Here is a 24,715-nt window from a genome sequence, read left to right as displayed (position 1 = left end):
TGGAGTTGAATAAAATAAAGATAGAGGGTGAATGAAATGGAAGATATCGTTACTTATTTGTTATATCGTCACGATATAACAATGAAAGAAAAAGAATTTAATGAAGTGGATGCACTAGTTCTTTCTTTGTTAGCTTATATAACGTGGGAAGAAATAGGGATTAATAAAGAAACCGTGGTTCCTTTAACATTAGCTTGTCAAAAATATCAAGACTATTTTAAAGAACAAGGGAATAAGGATACGTATATATTTTCGCAAAGAATCTTAGAAGTGTTGGATAAAGTAAAAGATGCTAGAAGATATCGTGATATTATTTTATCTAGGTATGTTATTTTAGATGATTGTGATAACATAACACAATTTGCAGCAATGACTTTTGAATTAGAGGAAAATACTAAGTTTGTAGCATATCGTGGTACAGATCGAACAATTCTAGGATGGAAAGAAAACGTGAAGCTTTTATATTCACCAGCAATACATGGACATGTATTAGCTAGTGAATATTTAAAAGAGGTTCCTAAGTCAAAGGGATTATTTAAAAAGACTAAATTATATTTAGGTGGACATTCAAAGGGTGCTCATTTGGCTATGGTTGCAGCTATTATGGATAGTGATGATCATCACTATATTCAAAAAGTATTTAGTTTTGATGGACCGGGATTTTTACCAGAATTTTATCATGATAAAGAGCTTGCTAGTATTCTTCCTAAAATAACAAATTATGTACCTGAGTGTTCAGTGATAGGAAGAATGTTGGAGCATAAAGAAAAAATGAAAGTGATTGCTTCTTATGCACCTGGACTACGTCAACATGATGCAACATCATGGAAATGTAAAGTTGATTCATTTGAATATCTTTCTTCTTTTAGTGTTGAAAGTGAGGAGTTACTAGTTTCTTTTCATCAATTAGTACTTACCAAGGATTCGGAGACTAGAAAAAGATTAATGGATAGTTTATCTTTGTGGTTAGATACAATGGAAATGAAGACGTTGTCGGATATGAAGAATTTAAATATTAATAAAGGGATTCAAGGATTGGTAGGATTTACGAATCTACAAAGTGATGAAAGGAAATTTATGTTTGAGTTAGCGGGTATGTTAGTAGAACAAGCAGCAGACATATTGATGATTAAAAATAATACAAATAAATAACTATTCATGATAGAATGGGGATAGAAGAAAAGAGGTATTTATAATGCAAAAGTATACAGATGATGAACAATTACAATATCATGTTCAATTAAGACCAGGGGATGTTGGTAGATATGTTATCTTACCAGGAGATCCTAAAAGATGTGCTAAAATAGCGGCTTTTTTTGATAATCCAGTATTAATGGCAGATAGTAGAGAATATGTTACGTATACAGGATGGTTAAACGGAGTGAAAGTAAGTGTAACTTCTACTGGAATTGGTGGGCCTAGTGCTTCTATTGCAATGGAAGAATTGTATCGTTGTGGTGCTGATACATTTATTCGTGTTGGTACTTGTGGGGGTATTGATTTAGATGTAAAGGGTGGAGATGTTGTTATTGCAACAGGCGCTATTCGTAATGAAGGAACAAGTAAAGAATATGCTCCTATTGAATTCCCTGCAGTCGCTAATTTAGATATCACAAATGCTTTGGTAAAAGCATCTAAAAAATTAGGAGCACCCTATCATACAGGTGTAGTTCAATGTAAAGATGCTTTTTATGGTCAACATGAACCAGAAGTAATGCCAGTAAGTTATGAATTGTTAAATAAATGGGAAGCTTGGAAAAGACTAGGATGTAAAGCTTCTGAAATGGAATCAGCAGCCTTATTTATTGTTGCAAGTCATTTGAAAGTACGTTGTGGATCCAATTTCTTAGTAATGGGTAATCAAGAACGTAATGCATTAGGAATGGAAAATCCAATTGTCCATGATACAGAATTACCAATTAAAGTAGCAATAGAAGCAATTCGTATTTTAATAGAAGAAGACAAAGAGGTGTAGTAATACACCTCTTTTATCATAAATAAAGAGGATAGATTTATAGGACAAAAGTTGAAAGGCGAGGAGCAAAAAGTAATAGGATATAAAAGATTGTTGGATATGAAAATGAATAAATTAAAAATCTTGCTTATTGAATTATAGGCTAGAAAAGGACTGTTTTTACCAGAAATAGTCCTTTTTGTTATCTAATGCTATGATCGCATTTTAGATAATGCTATAATTTTAAAGATAGGAGTTGATGGTATGTCTAATAAAGTAATACAAGAAATAAAAGATGGATTAGAAATAGCGTTTATTGATGCTGCTAGTAAAAAAACATCTTCTTATAAACCGGAATTTGTTTCCAATAATTATAAAGAGAGAAAAAGAGTGTTAACTACATTAGAAACAGAGTTTAATCGATGCGAAGAATTTATAATTAGTGTCGCATTTGTTACACAAAGTGGGTTAGTACAACTTTTAGAAACGTTACGAGTGTTAGAACAAAAAGGTATTAAGGGAAGAGTGCTAACTACGGACTATTTAATGTTTACAGATCCGAAGGCACTGCATAAATTAAATTCTTATCGTAATATAGAACTTAGAATGTATGAATCAGGAAATGTTGGTTTCCATACGAAAGGATATATTTTTAAGAATGATAGCAATTATACCGTTATTGTAGGTAGTTCTAATTTAACAGCGAAAGCATTAAGTGTGAATAAGGAATGGAATACAAAGGTTACTTCTACAAGTCAAGGTGAATATATTCATCATATTTTAGAGGAATTTGAAGAATTGTGGGTTAGTGAGGATACTTATCAGTTTAATGAATTTATAGAAAACTATGAAATAGAGTATGCTAAGAAAAAAGTAATTGCTAAAAAAGAAGAACAAACCATCATCTATGACTTAAAACCAAATGAAATGCAACAAAAGGTAATTCATAACTATCAAGAATTATTAAAAAAGGGAGAAAAAAGAGGGCTTCTTATTTCTGCGACAGGAACTGGAAAAACATATGCGGCAGCATTTAGTATGTTTGAACAGAATCCTAAAAAAGTATTATTCATTGTACATAGAGAACAAATTGCAAAACAAGCTATAAAAAGTTTTAAAAATATATTTGGTAATACGAAAACATTTGGATTATTATCAGGAACTTCGAAAGAAACAAATGTAGATTACTTGTTTTCAACAATGAATATGATGGCAAAAGAAGAGGTTTATTCTAAGTTTGATAAATCTGAATTTGATGTCATTATTATTGATGAAGTTCATCGAGCAGGATCATTAAGTTATAATAGTATTATGAAATATTTTTTGCCTAGCTTTTATTTTGGAATGACTGCAAGTCCTGAAAGAATGGATGGGATTGATATTTATGGAATGTTTGATCATAATATTATTTACGAGATTCGTCTTCAACAAGCGATGGAAGCAGATATGTTGTGCCCGTTTCACTATTTTGGTGTGACTGATTTTCATGTCGATGGAGAAGTATTGATAAATAAACAATCAGATTTCAATGATTTAATATGTGAAGAACGTGTTGATTATATTATGGAAAAAGCGGCATATTACGGATATTCGGGAGATCGAGTAAAAGGATTGATGTTTTGTAGTCGCAATGAAGAAGCAAAAGAGTTAAGTGAGAAAATGAATGAAAGAGGGTTATCTACACTTGTATTAAGTGGTAGTGACTCACAAGAAAAACGTGAAATAGCTATTCAAAGACTAGTAAGTGATCACAGAAATGACAAATTAGACTATTTACTAACAGTTGATATATTTAATGAAGGTGTGGATATACCTGAGGTAAATCAAGTCGTGATGTTAAGACCAACACAAAGTCCAACTGTATTTGTGCAACAGTTAGGGAGAGGGCTTAGAAAAGACAACGAGAAAGATTATGTCGTTATATTGGATTTTATTGGAAACTATGAAACTAATTTTATGATACCAATAGCTTTGTATGGTGATCGTAGTTTTAACAAGGATACGATTCGTCGATTTGTAATGGAGGGAGAGAGAATTATTCCTGGAACTTCAACAATTCATTTTGATGCAATAGCAAAGAAAAAAATATTTGAATCTATCGATGCGGCTAATTTTAGTGTTGTTCGATTGATTAAAGAAAATTATACGAATTTAAAGAATAAAATTGGGAAAATACCAACATTGATGGATTTTGAGATATATGGTGAAATGGATGTGCAATGTATTTTTGATCATCAAACACTTGGTTCTTATTATAAATTTTTAGTGAAGTATGAAAAAGATTATGTTGTTAGATTGTCTCCTGTAGAAGATAGAATGATAGAATTTATATCTAAGAAACTACTCAATGCCAAACGTGTACATGAGTTAGAAATGCTATCTATTTTATTAGATGGAAAAGATGTCGAAACTACTTTTAAAGAAGTGATGCAAACAAAACATAATATTGTGGTAAGTGGAAATACGATTGAGAATGTTGTAAATGTATTATCTGCTAATTTTATTACTGGGATTTCAACAAAAACATATCAAGATTGTTGTTTTGTTGTTAAAACATCAGATGGTGTAAAGATTAGTGATGAATTTTCGAATTACTTAAATAATTATAATTTTAAAGAAATGATAGTTGAATTAATAGCGTATGGTAAATATCGTTATCATAAATATTATAGTAATAGATATCTAAACTCTTCTCTTGTTTTATATCAAAAATATACGTATGAGGATGTGTGTAGATTATTAGAGTGGCATCAAAGTATTGTGGCACAAAACATTGGTGGATACTTATATAATGAAAAAACAAGAACATTTCCTGTTTTTATTAATTATGAAAAAGATAGTGATATAAATGATGAGACTCGTTATGAAGATCGTTTTATTTCTTCTGATAAAATAATTGCAATATCTAAACAAAATAAAAACTTATTATCAAAAGATGTTCAAATGTTCTTGGGTGCAAAAAAAGAGAATATTAAAGTTGATTTGTTTGTTAGAAAAAACAAAGATGATAAGACTGCAAAAGAATTTTATTATCTAGGGAGAATGAATGCAACAGGTAAAGCGGAAGAAGTTGTTATGCCAAATACAAAAGTATCAGTAGTAGAAATAGAATGGCAATTAGAGACACCGATTCGAGAAGATGTCTATCGTTATATTACTGAAAAATAAAAAAGCTGAATCTAAGAACTACAAAGTAATGTGGTTGCTCCTTGAAGAAAGGTATTAGATACTTTTGTTAGTAAAAAGGAAAATAATTATCAAACAAATTAGAGAGATAACGTGAGGCTTTGCAGGTTTCTCTCTTTTATTATTGTAAAAACCACATGTATTATTTGAAATAAATAGTGTTGTCATAAAATCAACTATAAACAGCATTAAAAATATGACAATATATGTTATAATTATATTGTAAGATAAAAAGAAAAATGGGAGATGCTGTTATGGAGAAAAATGATGTGGTTCGTCAAAAGTTAAAGAGTTTGAGAAAAGGAAGTAAAATAACACAAGAACAAATGGCCAAATATTTAAAAGTTGATCAAAGTATGGTAGCTAAATTAGAAAATGGAACAAGGAAGTTAAGTGTTGAACTGATTGAAAAACTATGTAATTTATATGGTTGCAGTGAAGAATATCTTTTTGGACAAGAAGAAGGGTTTGTGCCTCTTGATTTTGCGTTCAGAGCTAATAATATTGAAGTAGAAGATTTAGAAAGTATTGCAATGATGAATAAAATAGCAGCTAATATAAGATTTATGAGTCGCATTGTGGAGGAAAACGAAGATGAAAAAAGAGATTGAACTTAATTCGTATGCTTTAAAAGTAAGAAAATGGTTTAACGAGGATGCGTATTCTCCAATTGATATATTTGCTCATGTTAATGCGTGGAAAGAAATGAAAATAACTATTATTTATTATCCGTTATCATCTAGAATAAGTGGTATGTGTACAAAAACAGAGGATTATATTTTAATAGGTATTAATTCTGAAACCTCACTAGGAAGGCAAAGATTTTCATTGGCTCATGAACTTTATCATGTACTGTTTGAGGAAGGTTTAAAAAATGTCGTTTGTGATATGAAGTTAAAAGGTGAAAAAAATGATTCTGAAAAGGAAGCTGACATGTTTGCCTCTTATCTATTAATGCCATATGATGCTTTAAGACAATATCAAGATGGTGTAAGAGAATGGACGATAGAGGAAATAATACGAGCAGAACAATTTTTTCAAATCAGTCATACTGCAATGTTACTAAGGTTATGTACAGAAAACTATATAAGTTATGGTGACTATGATAAGTTTTCAAATATTGGTATAACTAGAGAAGCGATGAAATTAGGTTATGAACCTGATTTGTATATGAAATCACCGAATAATAAGAAGTATTTTACAACTGGTGAATATATTCGAATTGTGGAAGAAATCGCACAAAAAGAGTTGGTGAGTAATGGAAAAAGAGCGGAATTGTTATTGGATGCATATCGATCTGATATAGTTTATGGAATAAGTGATGAAGGTGTGGATTTAAATGAATGATGACTTATTTTTGATAAAACGTAGCATCACTAATGCTAGTGGAATGTTATGAATGTTAATTTGAATTTTTATGTTAGATAATATGTAGAATCCTGATAATAGAGTAATTTGTAGTATTTGAATAAAACAACATTTGAAATTATAAGTTGCAAATATATTTTCATAAAAAGAAGCAAGTTGAATAAGATTTATAAGGGAAAAGTATATTCTTTATGTGAAAAAATTGTTATAATAGCTTTATTGGGGTATTATTTCAAATTCCTTATATAATGATATAAAAATGAAACTGGGGGGTGGATTTTTATGGTGTTATATAGAATTAGACAGTAGGGAGACTGTCGAAAGAGGAGAAAATAGTATGGAAGTAGTTATTGTAGTAGTTGCTTTTGCAGCAATTTTATCTTTGGCTTTTGCAGCTTTTAATTTTAAAGAAGTGAAAAAGATGCCAGAGGGAACAGAAAAGATGAGTGAGATAGCTGATGCTATTAGAGTAGGAGCGAATGCATTCATCCGTTATGAGTATAAGATTCTTTATTCGGTAGTGATAGTAGTTGCAGTTGTTTTAGCGTTTATTACAACATGGCATGCAGCAGTAGCGTTAGTTCTTGGTTCTGTTATGTCTGGTTTTGCTGGAATGATAGGAATGAAAATTGCTACTTATGCAAATGTTCGTGTTTCTAATAAAGCTAGAGAAACAGGAGATATTGGTGAAACTGTAAAGGTAGCTTTTCAAGGTGGCTCAGTTATGGGTTTATGTGTTGGAGGGTTTGCTTTATTAGGATTGTTTATTGTTTATGTTGTCTTTGGTATTATGATGGGACAAGTTTATGTAACAGAAGCAACGTATGTTAATTTATTAGGATTAAGTTTTATTCCTTTTACAATGACTTTATCAGGATATGCATTAGGGTGTTCTATTGTGGCGATGTTTAATCGTGTTGGTGGAGGTATTTATACCAAAGCGGCTGATATGGGTGCAGACTTAGTTGGAAAAACAGAAGCTCATATACCAGAAGATGATCCAAGAAATCCAGCAACGATTGCAGATAATGTTGGGGATAATGTTGGTGATGTAGCGGGGTTAGGATCGGATTTATTAGAAAGTTTTGTTGGTTCTATTTCGGCAGGTATTATTTTAGCTTATCATATGTTGTTGCAATCAACTGCTTTAGGTACAGGGATGACTACTGATTTATTAGAACGTTGTATTTTATTTCCTTTAGTGTTGGTATCAGTAGGTTTGATTGCATGTATTATTGCGATTGCATCTTTATTGTTTAAAAAGAATATGTCTGATAATCCACATAAGGATTTAAATGGTGCTACTTATATGGCAGCTATATTAACCATTACATTAGGTCTTGGTGTTTCTTATTTTATGTTTAGTTCAATGGATGGACAAGTAATGAAAGATGCATTAGGGTTTACAATGGGAGCATTTTCTCCATGGATAGCAGCTACTGTTGGTGTGGTTGCAGGAGTAATCATTGGTACAATTGCAGAACATTATACTTCTGCTGACTATAATCCAACAAGACTATTAGCTCATTCTGCAACAGAAGGACCAGCTATTACGATTACGCAAGGATTGGCTTTAGGTATGAAATCTACAATGGCTCCAGCTATTGTACTAGCAACTAGTATATTACTTTCTTATATGGTTTCTGGTATGTATGGTGTCTCTATGGCTGCAGTAGGAATGTTATCTTTTGTAACTGCAACTGTTTCTGTAGATACTTACGGTCCGATTTCTGATAATGCAGGTGGTATTGCAGAAATGAGTGGATTAGACCCAGAAGTACGTAAAATAACAGATACTTTAGATTCTGTTGGAAATACAACAGCAGCGATTGGTAAAGGATTTGCCATTGGTTCTGGAGCATTAGCTGCATTAGCTTTGATGATATCCTACTTATATTCTTATAATGATGTTGCAACGGAACTAGTTCTTAATGTTATGTCACCGATGGTGTTAGCAGGTGTTGTTGTTGGTGGAGCTTTACCATTCTTATTTTCAGGAATGTTAATTGAAGCTGTAGGTAAATCTGCACGTAAAATGGTTAGTGAAGTACGTCGTCAGTTTAGAGAAATTCCAGGTATTTTAGATGGAACTGGGAAACCTGATTATAAAAGCTGTATTGAAATTTCTTCTAAAGGAGCAATTGCAGAAATGAAAGTACCTAGTATGCTTGCAATCGTAGTTCCTGTTGTTTCTGGATTTGTTTTTGGGCCAGAGTTTGTAGGTGGTATGATTATTGGTGCAACAATTTGTGCTATTATGATCGCTATTTTCAGTGGAAATTCTGGTGGAGCTTGGGATAACGCTAAAAAATATATTGAAGCAGATGGATTAGAAAATTATGGAAAAGGAAGTATGGCTCATAGTGCTGCCGTAGTAGGAGATACAGTTGGGGATCCACTAAAAGATACAGTAGGACCTTGTTTAGATATCTTTATTAAAATTATGTCAACCGTATCTTTAGTAGTAGTACCAGTATTTGCTCAAATTAACCTAGTTTCCTTTATTTTACAATTCTTTAGTTAAAAAGGTCGTAAGACCTTTTTTTATGGAAAAATGATTTTCATAAAAGGATAAACACAATGTGCTTATCCTTTTATTGTGCTATAATTGTAAAAAATAGAGGGAGAAAAATAAGATGAAAGAATCAATGAGTTATAACCCAGGGTATAGTCAGTTAAGAGATTTTCAAGTGAGAACAATTTTAAGAATTGTAGAAACAAATCAAGATTGTAAAGAAGGTGGAGTTGTATTTTTTGGAGATTCTATTACAGAACAATGTGATATAGATACCTATTATCCAACATTTCCTATTAAATATAATTGTGGTATTAGTGGTGCAACTTCTCAACAGTTATTAACAGTTGTTGATGAAGGTGTTATTAAGTATAATCCTAAAGTAGTAGTTCTTTTAGTAGGTGCAAATGATTTAGGGATACGTTTAAAGGATTCTCCTAGAAATATTGCTTTAAATGTAAAAATGATTATTGATATTATTCGTGGTAATTTACCAGAAACAAAAATATTGTTAGTTTCTACTTTGCCTTGTGTAGAACATTTAAAAGGATATCAAATAGAAGGTGGTATTCGTAATAATGTATTATTAGAAATGATTTTTATGATGTATCAAGAATTGATTCGTGATAAAAAAACAAGTTTTTTAAATGTTTATGAAGAATTTGTAGACGAAAATAAGGAAGGTGTATTAGAATACTATGTGGATGGTTTACATCTTAGTGATACTGGTTATCAACTTTTATCAAGTAAGATTATACCTGTAGTAAAGGAATTACTAGAAGATTAGGAGAAAATATGAAAAAAATAGTTTTATTTATTGCTCTATCTATCTTATTGGTTGGATGTGCAAACGCTAAAGAGAGCGAAGTTGTTTATTTAATGGATGAAATTGAATGTGATGGATATAATATAACAATTGATACAATTGAATTCGCATATGAAATAAATCCTGTTACAAAAGATGGGGCTTATACTAGTTATGTTGTTAGTGAAGAAGATAGTATTTTCTTTCATGTTATTGTAGCAATAACAAATGTAACACAAGAAATGGATTGGCAACAGGAGTTAGATTTAACAGTAATTCATGAGTCAACTACTTATTTTGCAGAAGAAAAGATTGAATTAGAAAATAATTTTGCATCTACCTATACGACAGACCAAGATACTTATATGCATTTTATTTTTGAAGTACCTTATGAAATGAGTGAAGATAGTTTAGCGTTAGAAATGACGTTCAATGTTGGAGATAATGAATATGTACTAGAAGATCAAAATGATATAACGAATCCAGGTTCTTATCAAGAAGCAATGATGTTAGGTTATCAAGAAGTAGAATTAAATGAAGTAATTGAAATAGAAGATTTATGTAGTTTGAAAGTAACAACATTAGAGTATAGTGATATTGTGGAACCAACAAATCATGATTATTTTTATACTTTTTATGATTTAAGCCTAGAAGAGAGTAAGTATGGTCATGTGGTTTTTGAAATAGAGTATTTAGGACAAGATGATATGGAGTTAGAAGATTTATTAGAAGTTATTTTTGTATTGGAAGATTATCAATCTTATTTAGGTACTTTGTTATTGGAAGAAAGTGATGGAAGTGATTTTATTACAGGTGATTATGAAAGTATGGAACAAGGGGATATAGTAACTATTCATGCTATTGCAAAAATAGAAGATGAAAAAATTACTGGTTCAAATGTATTACGTTTTGTGATTGGGGAACAAAAATATTGTATGGCAATAAACTAAAGCAGAGTAATCTGCTTTTTAAGTAGGAGTTAGATATGAAAGAAAAAGTATATATTAAAAAAGTGAATGGTTATCAAGATGCTGTTGAAGTGGTGGAGGATATGTTTTGTCAGCTGGAAAGTACAAAACAGATTAATGAGAATACGAAAATAATCTTAAAACCCAATCTACTTGCAAAACATATTCCAGAACATGCAGTTACGACTCATCCTGAAATACTAAGAGGAGCAATAAAAGCTTGTCTTTCAAGAGGAGCTAAAAGAGAAAATATCTTAGTTTTAGATTCTGCTGGAGGAATATATAATTCTGGTCAAATGAAATCATTGTATCAAGTTTGTGGGTTGACGAAAGTATGTAACGAAGAAGGGGTTGCTTTATATACATTATGTCAATCTACAACCATAGATATAGATGGACAAGTTGCTAAACAATTTGATATTATCAATCCTGTTTTACAAGCAGATTATATTATTAACTTACCGAAAATGAAAACACATGTTATGACAGGAATGAGTGCAGCTTGTAAAAATATGTTTGGTATTATACCAGGGTTAAAAAAATCAGAATGGCATATGCGTTTTCCTGATAAAGAGAGATTTGGACATATGATAGTAGATTTATTGGAGGCGATACCTCCCAATATTGCTATTGTGGATGGAATATTAGCGATGGAAGGAGACGGACCTGCTGGGGGAAATCCCCGCAATGTTGGAATCGTAATGGCTAGTGAAAATATGTACCAACTGGATCTAGCAATAGCAGGCATGATGAATTTAAATGCGATGCGTGTTCCTTATTTAAAAGCAGCAAATAGTCGTAATTTATGTAGTGAATCTTTTGATAAAAAAGATATAGTTGGTGATGAAACATTATTAGAACCTATTTCTAATTGGAAATTACCAGAAAGTTATACTGGTAAAAATAATGCGAATACTGATTTTGCAGCATTTGTTCCAAGTTTTATTCGTCCTATTGTTAAAAAAATAGAACATACTATTGCACCACATCCTGTTATTGATAAAAAAAGATGTATTGGTTGTGGGAAATGCAAGGAAATATGTTCAAAAGATGCTATTATAATAAAAGATAAAAAAGCAAAAATTATTCGTAAACAATGTATTCATTGTTTTTGTTGTCATGAAGTATGTCCAGTAAAGGCAATTGAAGTAAAGAAATTGGAAATATTTAAATTATAATTGTTTTTTGTGACAAGAAAGAATATTTTCTTTGTTATAAAGTGTATGATAAATAAGAAATGGGGGTTAGATTATGATAGATAATTTCTTTGATACGAATTTAAAAAAAGGTATTGCAGTATTTTTGTCATTTGCATTATTTGTAGGTGTTTATTTGTTAGACATGACGCAAGAAGAAGTGATAGAAGAAGATGAAGAGATATTGGTTTTATATGATGAAACTTTCTATTATGAATATGGAGAAATAATATCTTTAGAGATTAGTGAATTTGTAGATAGTAATAATACAAATCTATTAGAAGATACTGTTATTGATATAGATTTCGTATATGAACAAGATCAAGAATATCCTGCTAAAGGGGACTATCAAGGGACAGCTAATTATTTAGGAGATGTACAAATATTTGAGGTTTGTATTGTTGATACGACAGTACCTGTGTTTGAAGAAATTAGTGATGTGACAGTAGAAGTAGGTACGGATTATGCTTTGATTGATTTTGAAGAGTATGTTAGCGTTGATGATTTATCCGATGTAACATTGGAGTTTGAAGATATTGATTATGATGCTACGAATGCTGGGCAATATGAAGTAAAAGTGATTGCAACAGATGATAGTGGAAATAGTGTGGAGTCTGTTATTCTTGTATATGTAGAGGAAGAAGAGGAAGAGGTAGCAAGTAATACAACTAGTTCCTCATCAAACAGCACTAGTGATAGTTCATCATCAAATAGTACAACTAGTTCTTCATCAAATAGTTCTAGTGATAGTTCATCATCAGATAGTTTAGATGATAGCACTTCGTCAGATGTCACGGATGATGACAGTGCATCAGATGATACATCGTTAGATGATAATACAACTCCGGATGATTCTTCAACGGGAGATGATAGTGATTCAACGGATACTCAAGAAGATGATAGTTCATTAAGTGATGATACAGTAACTGATGACTCGCAAGATACAACGACAGAATAAAACACCAGCATTCGTGCCGGTGTCTTTTTTTTAGGATTTTGTAAATGCGCTAGCTGGTTGCTTGCAAAGAGGGCAAGTAAAGTCTGGACTCATTTCACCAGTGTGGATATAACCACAAATAGAACATGTCCAAATTTCTTTGGTAACTACTTTTTCATTGGGTTGAATCAAACTCATTAATTCAGTAACGATTTCTTTGATATCTGGGTTATCCACTTGTGATTCTAAGAAAGTTCTAGTATTTGCACTTTGAGGCAACATATAGCCAGCTTCTCGGATAATGTCTTCTGCCATAATACGATTCGATTTTTCAATTGCTTTGGCTAATTTACTATCAATTGTACTCGCTATATTTTCTTGGTTTGCTTTGCTTGATAATAATGTATTCATTGCAAGTAATACTTCATCATCGTGTCTTTGTTGAGGTGGGAATTCCCTAGGAACCAAAGATATGGCACGAGAAGGACAAGCGTTTGCACAAGCTCCACATCCAATACATTTTTCCATATCGATAATACTGTTTTCAGTATCTGCCGCACCAGTAGGGCAAACATAAAGACATAAACAATCTTTTGTACATAGTGCTATATTACGCACAGCATATGATTTTGACATTTTATAGACCTCCTTTGATTTCTTCAAACTTATAGTTTGGTACTTTGCATATCGGACATAATTCTGGCAAAGAATCACCAATATAAATAAATCCACAAATAGTACAAACATGAATTCTTTGATTTTCTAAGGTTTTGTCTTTTTTGTAGTTCTCCATTATTTGATAAGAAATCATGGATACTTTTTGATTCCATGCTAAAGCACGGAGAGCACCACGGTCATTATGTTTGGTACTAACGGCTTCAATAGTTGGGATAAGTGAGTCTATATCAAATTTATTTAAGCTAACTAAATTAACGAAATCATTAGATATTGCATTTTCTTTATTTGAATGAAAATAATTGGCCAGTTGAGTAAATAAAGATGCTTCTCTTTCTAAGTATTGTTTTTGACATCCTCTTGCTAGATTTGAACAAAGGATACTTTTTTCTAGGTTCGTAAATTCATAAAACTCTTTTAATAAAATATTCGTGTTTGTTTCTTTTTTGATAACAGTTTCTCCTACTAAGACAAACGCTGATTTTTCAGCTTTGCATAAAGGACAAACATATTCATCAGGTAATTCTTTGAATAAACCATTTTCTTGTTCATCGTGGATATATCCACATATGGAACATTTCCATTTCTCCATTTTCGTATTCTCCTTCTTATATTGTATATACAAAGTATACTCTTCTTTATAATAAAAAGTAAATAATATGAACAAATAAAAAAACTAGCCTAAGCTAGTTCTGCATTTTCAAATGGTGCGGGTGACAGGAATCGAACCTGCACGCCAAAGGCGCTAGATCCTAAGTCTAGTGCGTCTGCCAGTTCCGCCACACCCGCATATGAAAAAAATAAATTAAAATGGTGACCCGCAGGCGACTCGAACGCCTGACCCTCTGATTAAAAGTCAGATGCTCTACCAACTGAGCTAGCAGGTCAAAAAATGGTGCCGGCTAAAGGACTTGAACCCTCAACCTACTGATTACAAGTCAGTTGCTCTACCAATTGAGCTAAGCCGGCAAGCAAACAAACAAATAAAATGGTGGAGGTTAACGGGCTCGAACCGCTGACCCTCTGCTTGTAAGGCAGATGCTCTCCCAACTGAGCTAAACCTCCATATGGTGACTCGTACGGGATTCGAACCCGTGAATGCTTGCGTGAAAGGCAAGTGAGTTAACCGTTTCTCCAACGAGCCACATGGCGCTTGAGGCAGGACTCGAACCTGCGACCGATCGGTTAACAGCCGATTGCTCTACCAACTGAGCTACTCAAGCATTGCAATGTGAATGCTTAAATATAATAGCACTAATAATAAACCAATGCAAGTATTATTTAATTTTTTTTCTAGAAAATAATTAGATTATAAGGGTTTATAGAACTTGGTTTTATTTGAATAAATTTAGGTTTTAAAAAAGTATTGATTATATCGCATAATTCCCCTATCTCTATTTCTTTACCAGTACAAACTAAAGTAAGTGATTGACTACCACAAGCATCTTTTAATTTTAAAATATAGTCTATGTTTTGTTGTTTAAATAAATTATTTATATCTAATACATCGAAAGTACTCATTGATTTCATTGTATGTCCTCCTACTATCATGATATAATTAGTTTAATTATTTTGCAAGGAGAATATAGATGGAAAAGTTAATTGAAGAAGGAAGAAGTTTAGAATTATATTTAGAAAGTGAACAAGCAGATAAAGGAAGTGATGATTTAGATGCTATGTGGCAAAGTATTTATGATGTTTATCATTTAGTGTGTATTGGTATTATTGAAGGTGATAAAGAAGATGAAGCAATGATAGAAGCAAAAGAATGGTTAGAAAAAGCAAAAGCAGATACATCAATGTATCAAGGTATGGTACTATAAGATGTTTATTGTTGATATGCATTGTGATACGATATGGAAATTATTTTATGATTACCGTAATGGAATAGCAAATAGTTTATATCAAAATAAGTATCATATTGATATTAAAAAATTATATAAATCAAATTATTTAATTCAAAATTTTGCAATCTTTACTGATTTAAAAGAAGTATCTGATCGTTATGATCATGTTAATGGATCCATTGCCTGTTTTTATGAAGAAATGGAACGTCATAAAGAATTTATTCAACCTATTTACACTTATCAAGATATTGAGAAGTGTAAGGAAGAAGGGAAAGTAGGTGCTTTATTAACTTTAGAAGAAGGTGATGTTGTTTTTGATTCAATTGATACATTAGAAGAATATTATGAATTAGGTGTTCGTATGATTGCATTAACTTGGAATCATCCAAATAGTATTGGATATCCTGGTTGTTATGAAAAAGATTTAGGGTTAACAGAGTTTGGTATTGCTTATATAAAAGAAATGGAAAGACTTGGTATGATGATTGATGTTTCTCATTTAAGTGATGCTGGTTTTAAAGATGTTTTTAAATATACAACAAAACCAATTGTTGCAAGTCATAGTAATGCAAGAAGTGTTTGTGATGTTTCTAGAAATTTAACAGATGAACAAATTCGTTGTATTGATCAACGTGGTGGGGTTATCGGTATTAATTTTTATGGACCTTTTTTACAAAAAGATCAAATGAATAGTAGGGTAGAGGATATGGTAAAACATATTCAATATATTCGAGATATTGGAAGCATAGATGTAATTGGACTAGGTAGTGATTTTGATGGAATTGAAGGTAAATTAGAATTGCGTAATGCAGGATATATGTACTTGTTGTTAGATGCTTTAAAAGAAGCTGGTTTTAGTGAAGAAGATATTGATAAGATAACTTCTAAAAATGTTTTACGTGTATATCAACAATTTTTATAAAGAAAAACAGCACTCTTGTGAGTGCTGTTTGTAACCAATCTTAAATCGTAGGAGAGAGATGAAGATTTAGGAAGGTTACAATTGGTTTATAGAGATAAGAGTAGTTTTTAAACTACAGCTATAGTATAGTTAAAAAATAACGCAGTACTTTGTCTTAATTGATGTAAAATATGTGATTATTCATAGTTTTCAATAATTATAAATTAGTGTATAATCTTACGAGGGAGGGACAAAAATGAAAAGTTTATTTTATCGTTTAATTATATTTTTAGATACTACTAGTGAATTGGATACAAATTATGCAATTGCATGGTATATGGCTCATAATTTTCAAAAAGTATCTACCATGGGGATTAGTCAGTTAGCACAAGAATGTTATGTTTCTGCTGCTACTATTTCACGTTTTTGTCGTTCTTTAGGATATGAAAATTTTGCTCATTTAAAGCAAGAATGTTATACTTTTTCTTCACAATCGAAAAAGTTCAATAATTTAATTGATATGCCTTTTGATCTAATGAAAGAAAATCCGTTAGAAACAACCAATCAATATGCTAAAAAAGTAGCGGAGTGCATGCAAGATATGTCTCGTTATTTTGATTGGAATGTGGCTGATCGCATTTTAGAAGCAATTCATGATCATGAAAATATTGCTTTTTTTGGAACTCAATTTTCACATTCTGCAGCTTTACACTTACAAACAGATTTATTGATGTTAGAGAAGTTTACATTGGCGCATATGGAACCAGAACGTCAATTGGAATGTGCAAAGAATTTAACAGAAGATAGTATTGCTGTGGTGATTACAGTAAATGGTTATTATACAAATGCTTCTAGTAAAATTTTACAACATTTAAAGAAATCAAATGCTAAAATCATTTTAATTACAAGTAATGAGAATGTTGATTTAGGAATACCAGTGGATTATACATTATTAATAGGATCAAGAAAAAATCGTAAGATGGGAAAACATACTTTATTAATGGCTATGGAATTACTATCATTACGTTATTATGCATTATACTATCCAAGCATCAAAGATCGCTTGGATGATGATAACTATACGACATAAGGAGTAACTATGAGAGAAATAAATTGTCAATTGATTACAACAACTATCAAAGATATGTGTATTCAAGCAAACTGTCATTTGCCTAGTGATTTACAACAAAGAATCACAGCTTTTCATCAAGCTGAAGATTATTCATTAGCCAAAGATACACTGCAAGTATTAATAGATAATGCAACGCTTGCAAAAGAAAAAAGGATGCCTATCTGCCAAGATACTGGGATGGTTACTATCTATATAACAATCGGACAAGAAGTTCATATTGTTGGTGGAAGTTTGGAACAAGCAATCCAACAAGGAGTTCGAGAAGGATATGAAGAGGGATATTTACGTAAGTCAATTGTAAGTGATCCTGTTTTTGATCGAAAGAATACATTTGATAATACACCTGCTGTTATTCATTATACGTTGGTGGAAGGGGAAAGATTTGATATTCAAGTTGTTCCCAAAGGTTTTGGTTCTGAAAATATGTCACAGGTTAAGATGTGTAAACCAAGTGATGGGATTGAAGGAATCCAGGCTTTTGTTTATGATGTTGTGAAAAGTGCTGGGCCGAATGCTTGTCCACCGATGGTGATTGGTGTTGGGATTGGAGGTACTTTTGATAAAGTAACTCAATTAGCTAAAAAGGCAATGATTCGTACCATTGGATCCAATCACCCTGATGAACGTTATGCATTGTTAGAAAAACAATGGTTAGAAGCTATTAATGGAATGGGAATTGGACCAGCAGGTTATGGTGGTAAGACAACAGCGTTAGCACTGCATATTGAAACATTTCCAACTCATATTGCAGGAATGCCAGTAGCAGTAAGTATTTGTTGCCATGTGGCTAGACATACGGAGGTATCTTTATAATGAAAATACAAACACCTCTTACAAAAGAAAAAATAAAAAACTTAAAAGCAGGGCAAACTATTTATTTAAGTGGAACTATTTATACAGGGCGTGATAGTGCTCATAAAAGATTAAAAGAATTGTATGATCAAGGATTAGATTTACCTATTGATTTAGAAGATCAAGTTATTTATTATGTTGGCCCAACTCCTAGTAAACCAGGAGAAGTCTTTGGTAGTGGTGGACCAACAACATCTGGTAGAATGGATGCTTATGCACCATTGTTTATTAGTTTAGGGATGCGTGCTATGATTGGAAAAGGTTATCGTAATGAAGAAGTGAAAAAAGCAATTCAAGAACATACTGGAGTATATCTAGGTGCTATTGGTGGAGCTGGAGCTATTATTTCTTCTTGTGTGAAGTCTGCTACAGTTGTAGCGTTTGAAGATTTAGGACCAGAGGCAATACGTTGTTTAGAAATAGAAGACATGCCTTTAGTAGTATTGTTTGATAGTGATGGAAATGATCAGTATGAATTTGGAAAAAATGATTATTTAAACAATAAAGGGAAATAACATAGATAGAAAAGAGGTATTATAATGGGATTATTTAAAAAGAAAAATAGTTATTATTATAGTAGTAATTATAGTAGTAGTTATGGTAGAAGAAATAGATTTCGATTTGATCGTATTGGTGTGGTTATTGCGATTTTAACAATTTTTGTGATAGCAGGAGTTATATTTTTAAACTTAACAAGAATTCAATTGTTAGTAAAAGGATATTCATTTGGACAAACAAGTGATATTTTATCTTTAGAAAAAGAAGAAGCACAATTAATTTTATCTTATGATTATTTAGAAGATATTAGTACTTGGTTAGAATCAAGTGAGTATATTGATTCTTATGATGAGTATCAAAACTATTATGTTGATAATAGTGAATTAGAAAAAGAAGAAGTAGTAGCGTTTATTGATGAAGTATATCAAGATAAGATGATTGATTTAGATGGATTAGGATATGATGACCAAGATGTATGGGATATGTTAGTTTATGGAGCTTCGATTAAAGATTTAGAATATATAATCGATAATAATTTAACTGCCAAACAAACAGCAGAATATCGTTCTATTGAAGGATATGTTATTCAAAACTTACAAGATTATATTGATTTAGCGGATGTATATGAAAGTAGTGAATATACAGTAGCTATCGTTAATTATCCATTTATTTTTTCTTATAATTATGAAAGTGGAATGCAAGAATATACGTTAACTGATCCAGATAACATTTTGAATTTAGTAAAAAAAGGATTCTATTTAGCCGCTAGTTATGAACCAAGTGATTTAGTAATACCAGATATTCCTATTGCGGATGATTGTGAAAATTATTATGTCAGAGAAGTTGCGGTTAGTGATTTAGAAGAAATGGTAGATGATGCAGCAAGTGAAGGATATTATTTAGTATTAAATAGTGCTTATCGTTCTTATGAAGATCAAGCTGCTATTTATCAAGATAGAGAAGATACTTATGGTGGATTATATGCTGCAGAATATGTAGCAGTACCAGGGGCTAGTGAACATCAAACAGGATTAGGAATTGATTTAACATCACAAAGTGTAATTGATGGAGAACGTATGGTTTTTGGTGATACAGAAGAATATCAATGGGTATTAGAAAATTCTTATAAATATGGATTTATTGTCCGTTTTGATGAAGATTTTGCTGATATTACAGGTATTTCTCATGAACCATGGCATTTACGTTATGTAGGAGTAGAGGTAGCAACAGAAATTTATGAAGAAGGAGTTACTTTTGAAGAATATTGTTTAGAAAATTATATTATTCCAGAAGTAACAGAAAAATAATCTAGAGAAAACTCTAGATTATTTTCATGAGGAAAGTTATGAAAACACTAATTACAACATTGAACGCAAAATATATTCATAAATCGTTATCATTACGATTGTTATATGTGGCTAGTAAAGAAAAACATGATGTACAGTTCCAAGAATTCACAATTAAAGATACAAAACAACATGTTGTGGATCGTATTATGGAAGCGAATGTGGATGTTGTTGCTTTTAGTGTGTATATTTGGAATGTAGAATATATTAAAGATATTTGTAGTATGTTAAAAAGTAGAAAGGATATTGTTATTATTTTAGGTGGTCCTGAAGTAAGTTATGATATTGATCCTTTTTTAGATACTTATGAGATAGATTATATAATTAGTGGACAAGGAGAAGTTTCTTTTCCTTATTTATTAGAATGTATTGAATTAAATCAAACTCCTAATAGAATCGGTATTAGTAGTAAAACAAATCGTAGTTATGAGCAATGTGAATCAGTACCTTTAGAAGTAATAGAAGCTTTTGATTCACCTTATGTATTAGAACAAGACTTAGATAGTATGAATCATCGTATCTTATATTTTGAAACAAGTAGAGGATGTCCTTATCAATGTAGTTATTGTTTATCTTCTTTAGAAAAAGGATTAACTTTTTATAGTATTGAATATATCAAAAAACAATTAGATTTAATCTTTGCAACCAATGTAAAAACAATTAAATTCTTAGACCGTAGTTTCAATGCAAAAACAAGCCATGCCTTAGAAATTATCAAACATATTATTTCTAAACAACGTCTTGATGTACAATGTCAATTTGAAATTAATGGAGATGTGTTAGATCAAAAAATAATTGATTATATGCATCAATATGCTACTCCTGGAGTATTTCGTTATGAAATAGGTATTCAATCTACTTATGATCCAACAAATTTAATTGTAAAAAGAAGACAAGATTTTAATCGTTTAAAAGAAGTTATTATTCAATTACAAGAAGCAAAAGTTATTGATCTTCATTTAGACTTAATTGCTGGTTTACCTTTAGAAACAAAAGAAAGATTTGCTAAATCATTTGATGATGTGTTTTCTTTTCATCCTAAAGAATTACAATTAGGTTTCTTAAAACTACTGAGAGGAACGAATCTACGCAAAGAAGCTGATTTTTATGGTTATCACTATCAACAACATGCTCCTTATGAACTAATCGAAGGAAATGATTTAAGTAAACAAGATATCCAAGATATTCACTTAGCAGAAGATATGTTAGAAAAATATTGGAATAGTGGAAAATGTAAAAAAACAATGGATTATATTATTCAACAAATTGATTCTCCATTTTATTTCTTCTATCACCTAGGTGTCTTCTATAAAGAACAAAACTATAAAACAATTCATTATCAAAATGATGAACTATTTTATTATTTATATCAGTATTGTATAACCATAAACTTAGATGTAGAAGAACTACTAATAGAAGATTATTTACAATTATCTAAAGTAAAACCTAAAAAATGGTGGCAAACAAAAATAGAAAATCGGAAAGAAACAATGCATTATTTAATTGATACCTATCAATTAAATAAGGAGGAAGTTTTCCGTTATGGAGTAGTAGAAAAATGCAAAGATGGCTATCTATTAGCCATCTATAAAGATATGCAAGTAACTTTAAAAAAATATCGTTAGTAATCATTAATATTGCATGATTTCATGCTTAAAAAAAGATATAATAATACTTACCAGGGGAGGATTTATAACATGATAGAGAATATTCGTAAAAGAGATGGTCGTTTGGAAGAATTTCATCCTAAAAAGATTGAAATTGCAATTAATAAAGCTTTTGAAGCTTGTAATGTGAAAATGGAGCTAGAAATAATAGAAGAACTAGCTAAATTAGTGGAAACACGTTTATTAGAAAAGAAAAGTGAATTACCTACCGTAGAACTAATCCAAGATACAGTAGAAGAAGTATTAATGGAAAAAGGTTATTCAAAAGTAGGGAAAGCTTATATTGTATATCGTCATGGACGTACCAGAGAACGTGATATGAAATCACGTTTAATGACAACGATGCATGAGATTACTTTTACAGATGCAAAAGATAGTGATTTAAAAAGAGAAAATGCGAATGTAAATGGAGATGCTCCGATGGGTACTATGTTAAAATATGGTACAGAATCTGCGAAACAATTTAATTTAATGTTTGTTTTAAAAGCGGAACATGCAAAGGCTCATCAAGATGGAGATATACATATTCATGATATGGATTTCTTAACATTAACAACAACATGTTGTCAAATAGATATTATTAAATTATGTAAAGATGGTTTTTCAACAGGTCATGGGGTTTTACGTGAACCTAATTCGATTACTGTTATGTCAGCGTTAGCTTGTATTGCGATTCAATCGAATCAAAATGATCAACATGGAGGACAAGCTATTTACAATTTTGATTATGGAATGGCAGAAGGCGTTAAAAAATCATATATTACTTGGTATTATGCAGCATTAGGGCAAGCATTGAATTTATTAAGTGATAAAGATGGAAAAGCTTTGTCAAAGAAATACAAAAAAGAATTACAACATAAACCAACATTAGATGGTAATGATGTATTTTTTGAAGAATTAAAAAATGTATTAAAACAAGAAGGAGTAGAAGATATTGATCGTATTTTAGCTTATTGTGATAAAGAAGCTTATGCTAATACGGATCGTGAAACTGCACAAGCAATGGAAGCATTTATTCATAATTTAAATACAATGCATTCTCGTGCGGGAGCACAAGTACCTTTTAGTTCTATTAATTATGGAATGGATACTTCTAGTGAAGGTAGAATGGCAGTACGTAATATTTTATTAGCGACAGAACATGGATTAGGAAAAGGAGAAACTCCTATTTTCCCAATTCAAATATTTAGAGTAAAAGAAGGTATTAATTATAATGAAGGAGAACCTAATTATGATTTATTCCAATTAGCGTGTCGTACTTCTGCTAAACGTTTATTCCCTAATTTCTCTTTTGTAGATGCACCATTTAATAAACAATATTATAAAGGAACTCCAGAGACAGAAATTGCTTATATGGGATGTCGTACAAGAGTTATTTCAAATGTTCATGATAAACAAAGAGAAGTAACTAGTGGTAGAGGAAATTTAAGTTTCACGTCTATTAATTTACCTCGTCTAGCATTACAAGCAAAAGGAGATGTTTCTTTGTTTTATGAAAAGTTAGATGAGATGTTAGCTTTATGTGTGGATCAACTGCATGAAAGATATTTAATTCAAGCAGCTAGAAAAGCGAAAAACTATCCTTTCTTAATGGGACAAGGAGTTTGGTTAGATAGTGAAAAATTAGAAGCTGATGATACAGTAGGGGAAGTAATTAAGCATGGTTCTTTATCTGTAGGATTTATAGGGTTGGCAGAAACATTAAAAGCATTAATTGGGGAACATCAAGGTGAAAGTGAAAAAGCGCAACGTTTAGGGTTACAAATCATTTCACATATGCGACGTTTATTAGATATAGAAGCTCAAAAAACAGGTTTAAATTATGGGTTAATTGCTACTCCGGCAGAAGGATTATCTGGTAGATTTATTAAAATGGATAAAGAGATATATGGTGAAATAGCAGGTGTTACAGATAGAGAATACTATACAAATAGTTTCCATGTCCCAGTATATTACCCAATCAGTGCTCATAAGAAAATCAATATAGAAGGACCTTATCATGAACTAACCAATGCAGGGCATATTAGTTATGTTGAAATGGATGGAGATCCATCAAAGAACTTAGTTGCCTTTGAAAAAGTAGTTCGTGCAATGCATGACGCTAATATTGGATATGGTGCAATTAATCACCCAATTGATCGTGATCCAGTTTGTGGTTATAATGGAATCATTGATGATGTTTGTCCATGTTGTGGTAGAAAAGAAGAAGAACATCAAGGGTTTGAAAGAATTCGTCGTATTACAGGATACTTGGTAGGAACAGTGGATCGTTTTAATGATGGCAAACGAGCAGAAGAAAAAGATCGTGTCAAACATGACATGTAATTCCATTCGTTTGTTTGGGAAGGTAGCAGAGTCTATTGTAGATGGACCAGGTATTCGTTATGCTATATTTTGTCAAGGTTGTTATCATCATTGTGAAGGTTGTCATAATCCAGAAAGTCATGCTATTGATGGTGGAGAGATTTATCAAATTGAACAATTGATTCAAGAGATAAAAGAAAATCCGCTATTAGATGGAATTACTTTAAGTGGTGGAGAGCCAATGCTACAAGCATTGGCTTGTTTAGAAATTATTAAAGCAGCACGTAATTTGAAGTTACCGGTTATGATGTATACAGGATATGTTTATGAACAAGTGGATTCTTTGTTACCGGAACAAAAAGAATTGTTTTTCTCATGTGATAGTGTAGTTGATGGAAGGTTTGAAAAAGAACAACGTAGCTTATCATTATATTATCGAGGATCTAAAAATCAGCGAATTATTGATATAAAAAAGAGTTTAGAAGATAATAAATGTATTGTTCATGAAATTGATTCATTTGGTCAATTAAGGTAGGATGAAAAATTCCTACTTTTTTGGTGTCT

22 protein-coding genes and 6 tRNA genes are annotated in these 24,715 nt (G+C 31.3%); 19 read left to right on the top strand and 9 right to left on the bottom strand.

The genetic code is table 11. From position 1 onward, the window contains the following. Positions 1-36 precede the first annotated feature (36 nt). The 10 genes from LRR82_RS08420 (at position 37) to LRR82_RS08375 (ending at position 12,950) form a co-directional block, all read left to right on the top strand. Complete coding sequence (locus LRR82_RS08420; RefSeq protein WP_249028983.1) at positions 37-1,152, top strand: Mbeg1-like protein; 1,116 nt, start codon at positions 37-39, stop codon at positions 1,150-1,152. A gap of 43 nt (positions 1,153-1,195) precedes the next feature. Beyond that, the gene (gene udp, locus LRR82_RS08415) at positions 1,196-1,975 is read left to right on the top strand and encodes a uridine phosphorylase (protein ID WP_249028982.1); all 780 of its coding nucleotides are present in this window, start codon (positions 1,196-1,198) and stop codon (positions 1,973-1,975) included. 243 nt (positions 1,976-2,218) lie between these two features. Next, complete coding sequence (locus tag LRR82_RS08410; RefSeq protein WP_249028981.1) at positions 2,219-5,122, top strand: DUF3427 domain-containing protein; 2,904 nt, start codon at positions 2,219-2,221, stop codon at positions 5,120-5,122. 272 nt (positions 5,123-5,394) lie between these two features. Next, the gene (locus LRR82_RS08405; RefSeq protein ID WP_249028980.1) at positions 5,395-5,751 is read left to right on the top strand and encodes a helix-turn-helix domain-containing protein; all 357 of its coding nucleotides are present in this window, start codon (positions 5,395-5,397) and stop codon (positions 5,749-5,751) included. After that, complete coding sequence (locus LRR82_RS08400; RefSeq protein ID WP_249028979.1) at positions 5,735-6,487, top strand: ImmA/IrrE family metallo-endopeptidase; 753 nt, start codon at positions 5,735-5,737, stop codon at positions 6,485-6,487. Before LRR82_RS08405 ends, LRR82_RS08400 begins: the two co-directional genes overlap by 17 nt. 358 nt (positions 6,488-6,845) lie before the next feature. Beyond that, positions 6,846-9,032: a sodium-translocating pyrophosphatase gene (locus LRR82_RS08395; RefSeq protein WP_249028978.1), complete on the top strand. Its 2,187-nt coding sequence runs from the start codon at positions 6,846-6,848 to the stop codon at positions 9,030-9,032. A 112-nt stretch (positions 9,033-9,144) separates the two neighbouring features. Continuing rightward, a complete protein-coding gene (locus tag LRR82_RS08390; protein WP_249028977.1) occupies positions 9,145-9,810 on the top strand; it encodes an SGNH/GDSL hydrolase family protein in 666 nt (221 codons plus the stop codon). Positions 9,811-9,818: 8 nt separating this feature from the next. Continuing rightward, a complete protein-coding gene (locus LRR82_RS08385) occupies positions 9,819-10,778 on the top strand; it encodes a hypothetical protein (RefSeq protein WP_249028976.1) in 960 nt (319 codons plus the stop codon). 35 nt (positions 10,779-10,813) lie between these two features. Then, entirely contained in the window at positions 10,814-11,974 is a 1,161-nt protein-coding gene (locus LRR82_RS08380) for a DUF362 domain-containing protein (RefSeq protein WP_249028975.1), read from the top strand. A gap of 73 nt (positions 11,975-12,047) precedes the next feature. Beyond that, positions 12,048-12,950 carry a hypothetical protein gene (locus LRR82_RS08375; protein ID WP_249028974.1) on the top strand — a complete coding sequence of 301 codons (903 nt, stop codon included), beginning with the start codon at positions 12,048-12,050 and terminating at the stop codon, positions 12,948-12,950. Positions 12,951-12,980: 30 nt separating this feature from the next. Here the strand turns inward: LRR82_RS08375 and LRR82_RS08370 are convergent, their stop codons facing one another. The 9 genes from LRR82_RS08370 to LRR82_RS08330 form a co-directional block, all read right to left on the bottom strand. Next, positions 12,981-13,565, bottom strand: a complete 585-nt coding sequence (locus LRR82_RS08370) for a rubredoxin-like domain-containing protein (protein WP_249028973.1) — start codon at positions 13,563-13,565, stop codon at positions 12,981-12,983. A gap of 1 nt (position 13,566) precedes the next feature. Beyond that, positions 13,567-14,196 carry a rubredoxin-like domain-containing protein gene (locus LRR82_RS08365; protein ID WP_249028972.1) on the bottom strand — a complete coding sequence of 210 codons (630 nt, stop codon included), beginning with the start codon at positions 14,194-14,196 and terminating at the stop codon, positions 13,567-13,569. 113 nt (positions 14,197-14,309) lie between these two features. Then, a tRNA-Leu gene (locus tag LRR82_RS08360) sits at positions 14,310-14,393 on the bottom strand. Between the two features lie 22 nt (positions 14,394-14,415). Continuing rightward, positions 14,416-14,491: transfer RNA gene (locus LRR82_RS08355), tRNA-Lys, on the bottom strand. Positions 14,492-14,497: 6 nt separating this feature from the next. Next, positions 14,498-14,573 (bottom strand) — tRNA-Thr (locus LRR82_RS08350). A gap of 20 nt (positions 14,574-14,593) precedes the next feature. Beyond that, positions 14,594-14,669, bottom strand: a tRNA-Val gene (locus LRR82_RS08345). A 3-nt stretch (positions 14,670-14,672) separates the two neighbouring features. Then, positions 14,673-14,748: transfer RNA gene (locus tag LRR82_RS08340), tRNA-Glu, on the bottom strand. Between the two features lie 3 nt (positions 14,749-14,751). Continuing rightward, positions 14,752-14,827, bottom strand: a tRNA-Asn gene (locus LRR82_RS08335). Positions 14,828-14,897: 70 nt separating this feature from the next. Beyond that, positions 14,898-15,134: an RDAC family protein gene (locus LRR82_RS08330; RefSeq protein ID WP_249028971.1), complete on the bottom strand. Its 237-nt coding sequence runs from the start codon at positions 15,132-15,134 to the stop codon at positions 14,898-14,900. Positions 15,135-15,193: 59 nt separating this feature from the next. Between LRR82_RS08330 and LRR82_RS08325 the strand changes: the two genes are divergently transcribed. The 9 genes from LRR82_RS08325 to nrdG all read left to right on the top strand — a co-directional run bounded on the left by LRR82_RS08325 (position 15,194) and on the right by nrdG (position 24,686). Beyond that, positions 15,194-15,427, top strand: a complete 234-nt coding sequence (locus tag LRR82_RS08325) for a hypothetical protein (protein WP_249028970.1) — start codon at positions 15,194-15,196, stop codon at positions 15,425-15,427. A gap of 1 nt (position 15,428) precedes the next feature. After that, positions 15,429-16,373 carry a dipeptidase gene (locus tag LRR82_RS08320; RefSeq protein WP_249028969.1) on the top strand — a complete coding sequence of 315 codons (945 nt, stop codon included), beginning with the start codon at positions 15,429-15,431 and terminating at the stop codon, positions 16,371-16,373. A gap of 235 nt (positions 16,374-16,608) precedes the next feature. Next, positions 16,609-17,442 (top strand): MurR/RpiR family transcriptional regulator, encoded by an 834-nt coding sequence (locus tag LRR82_RS08315; protein WP_249028968.1) that lies wholly within the window; start codon positions 16,609-16,611, stop codon positions 17,440-17,442. Positions 17,443-17,451: 9 nt separating this feature from the next. Next, positions 17,452-18,297: a fumarate hydratase gene (locus LRR82_RS08310; RefSeq protein ID WP_249028967.1), complete on the top strand. Its 846-nt coding sequence runs from the start codon at positions 17,452-17,454 to the stop codon at positions 18,295-18,297. After that, positions 18,297-18,851 (top strand): Fe-S-containing hydro-lyase, encoded by a 555-nt coding sequence (locus LRR82_RS08305; protein WP_451923545.1) that lies wholly within the window; start codon positions 18,297-18,299, stop codon positions 18,849-18,851. The genes LRR82_RS08310 and LRR82_RS08305 overlap by 1 nt, the downstream gene beginning before the upstream one ends. Before the next feature lie 24 nt (positions 18,852-18,875). Beyond that, positions 18,876-20,141, top strand: coding sequence for a M15 family metallopeptidase (locus tag LRR82_RS08300; RefSeq protein WP_249028966.1), 1,266 nt, complete (start codon positions 18,876-18,878; stop codon positions 20,139-20,141). A gap of 38 nt (positions 20,142-20,179) precedes the next feature. After that, positions 20,180-21,805 carry a B12-binding domain-containing radical SAM protein gene (locus LRR82_RS08295; RefSeq protein ID WP_249028965.1) on the top strand — a complete coding sequence of 542 codons (1,626 nt, stop codon included), beginning with the start codon at positions 20,180-20,182 and terminating at the stop codon, positions 21,803-21,805. A gap of 72 nt (positions 21,806-21,877) precedes the next feature. After that, positions 21,878-24,172, top strand: coding sequence for an anaerobic ribonucleoside triphosphate reductase (locus LRR82_RS08290; RefSeq protein ID WP_249028964.1), 2,295 nt, complete (start codon positions 21,878-21,880; stop codon positions 24,170-24,172). Beyond that, positions 24,162-24,686 (top strand): anaerobic ribonucleoside-triphosphate reductase activating protein, encoded by a 525-nt coding sequence (nrdG, locus tag LRR82_RS08285; protein ID WP_249030592.1) that lies wholly within the window; start codon positions 24,162-24,164, stop codon positions 24,684-24,686. Before LRR82_RS08290 ends, nrdG begins: the two co-directional genes overlap by 11 nt. Positions 24,687-24,715 lie beyond the last annotated feature (29 nt).

This window comes from Tannockella kyphosi, assembly GCF_021054785.1.
GTDB lineage: Bacteria > Bacillota_I > Bacilli_A > Erysipelotrichales > Coprobacillaceae > Tannockella > Tannockella kyphosi.
Note: the sequence above shows the minus strand (reverse complement) of the source record. Positions and strands in the feature narration are given on the sequence as shown.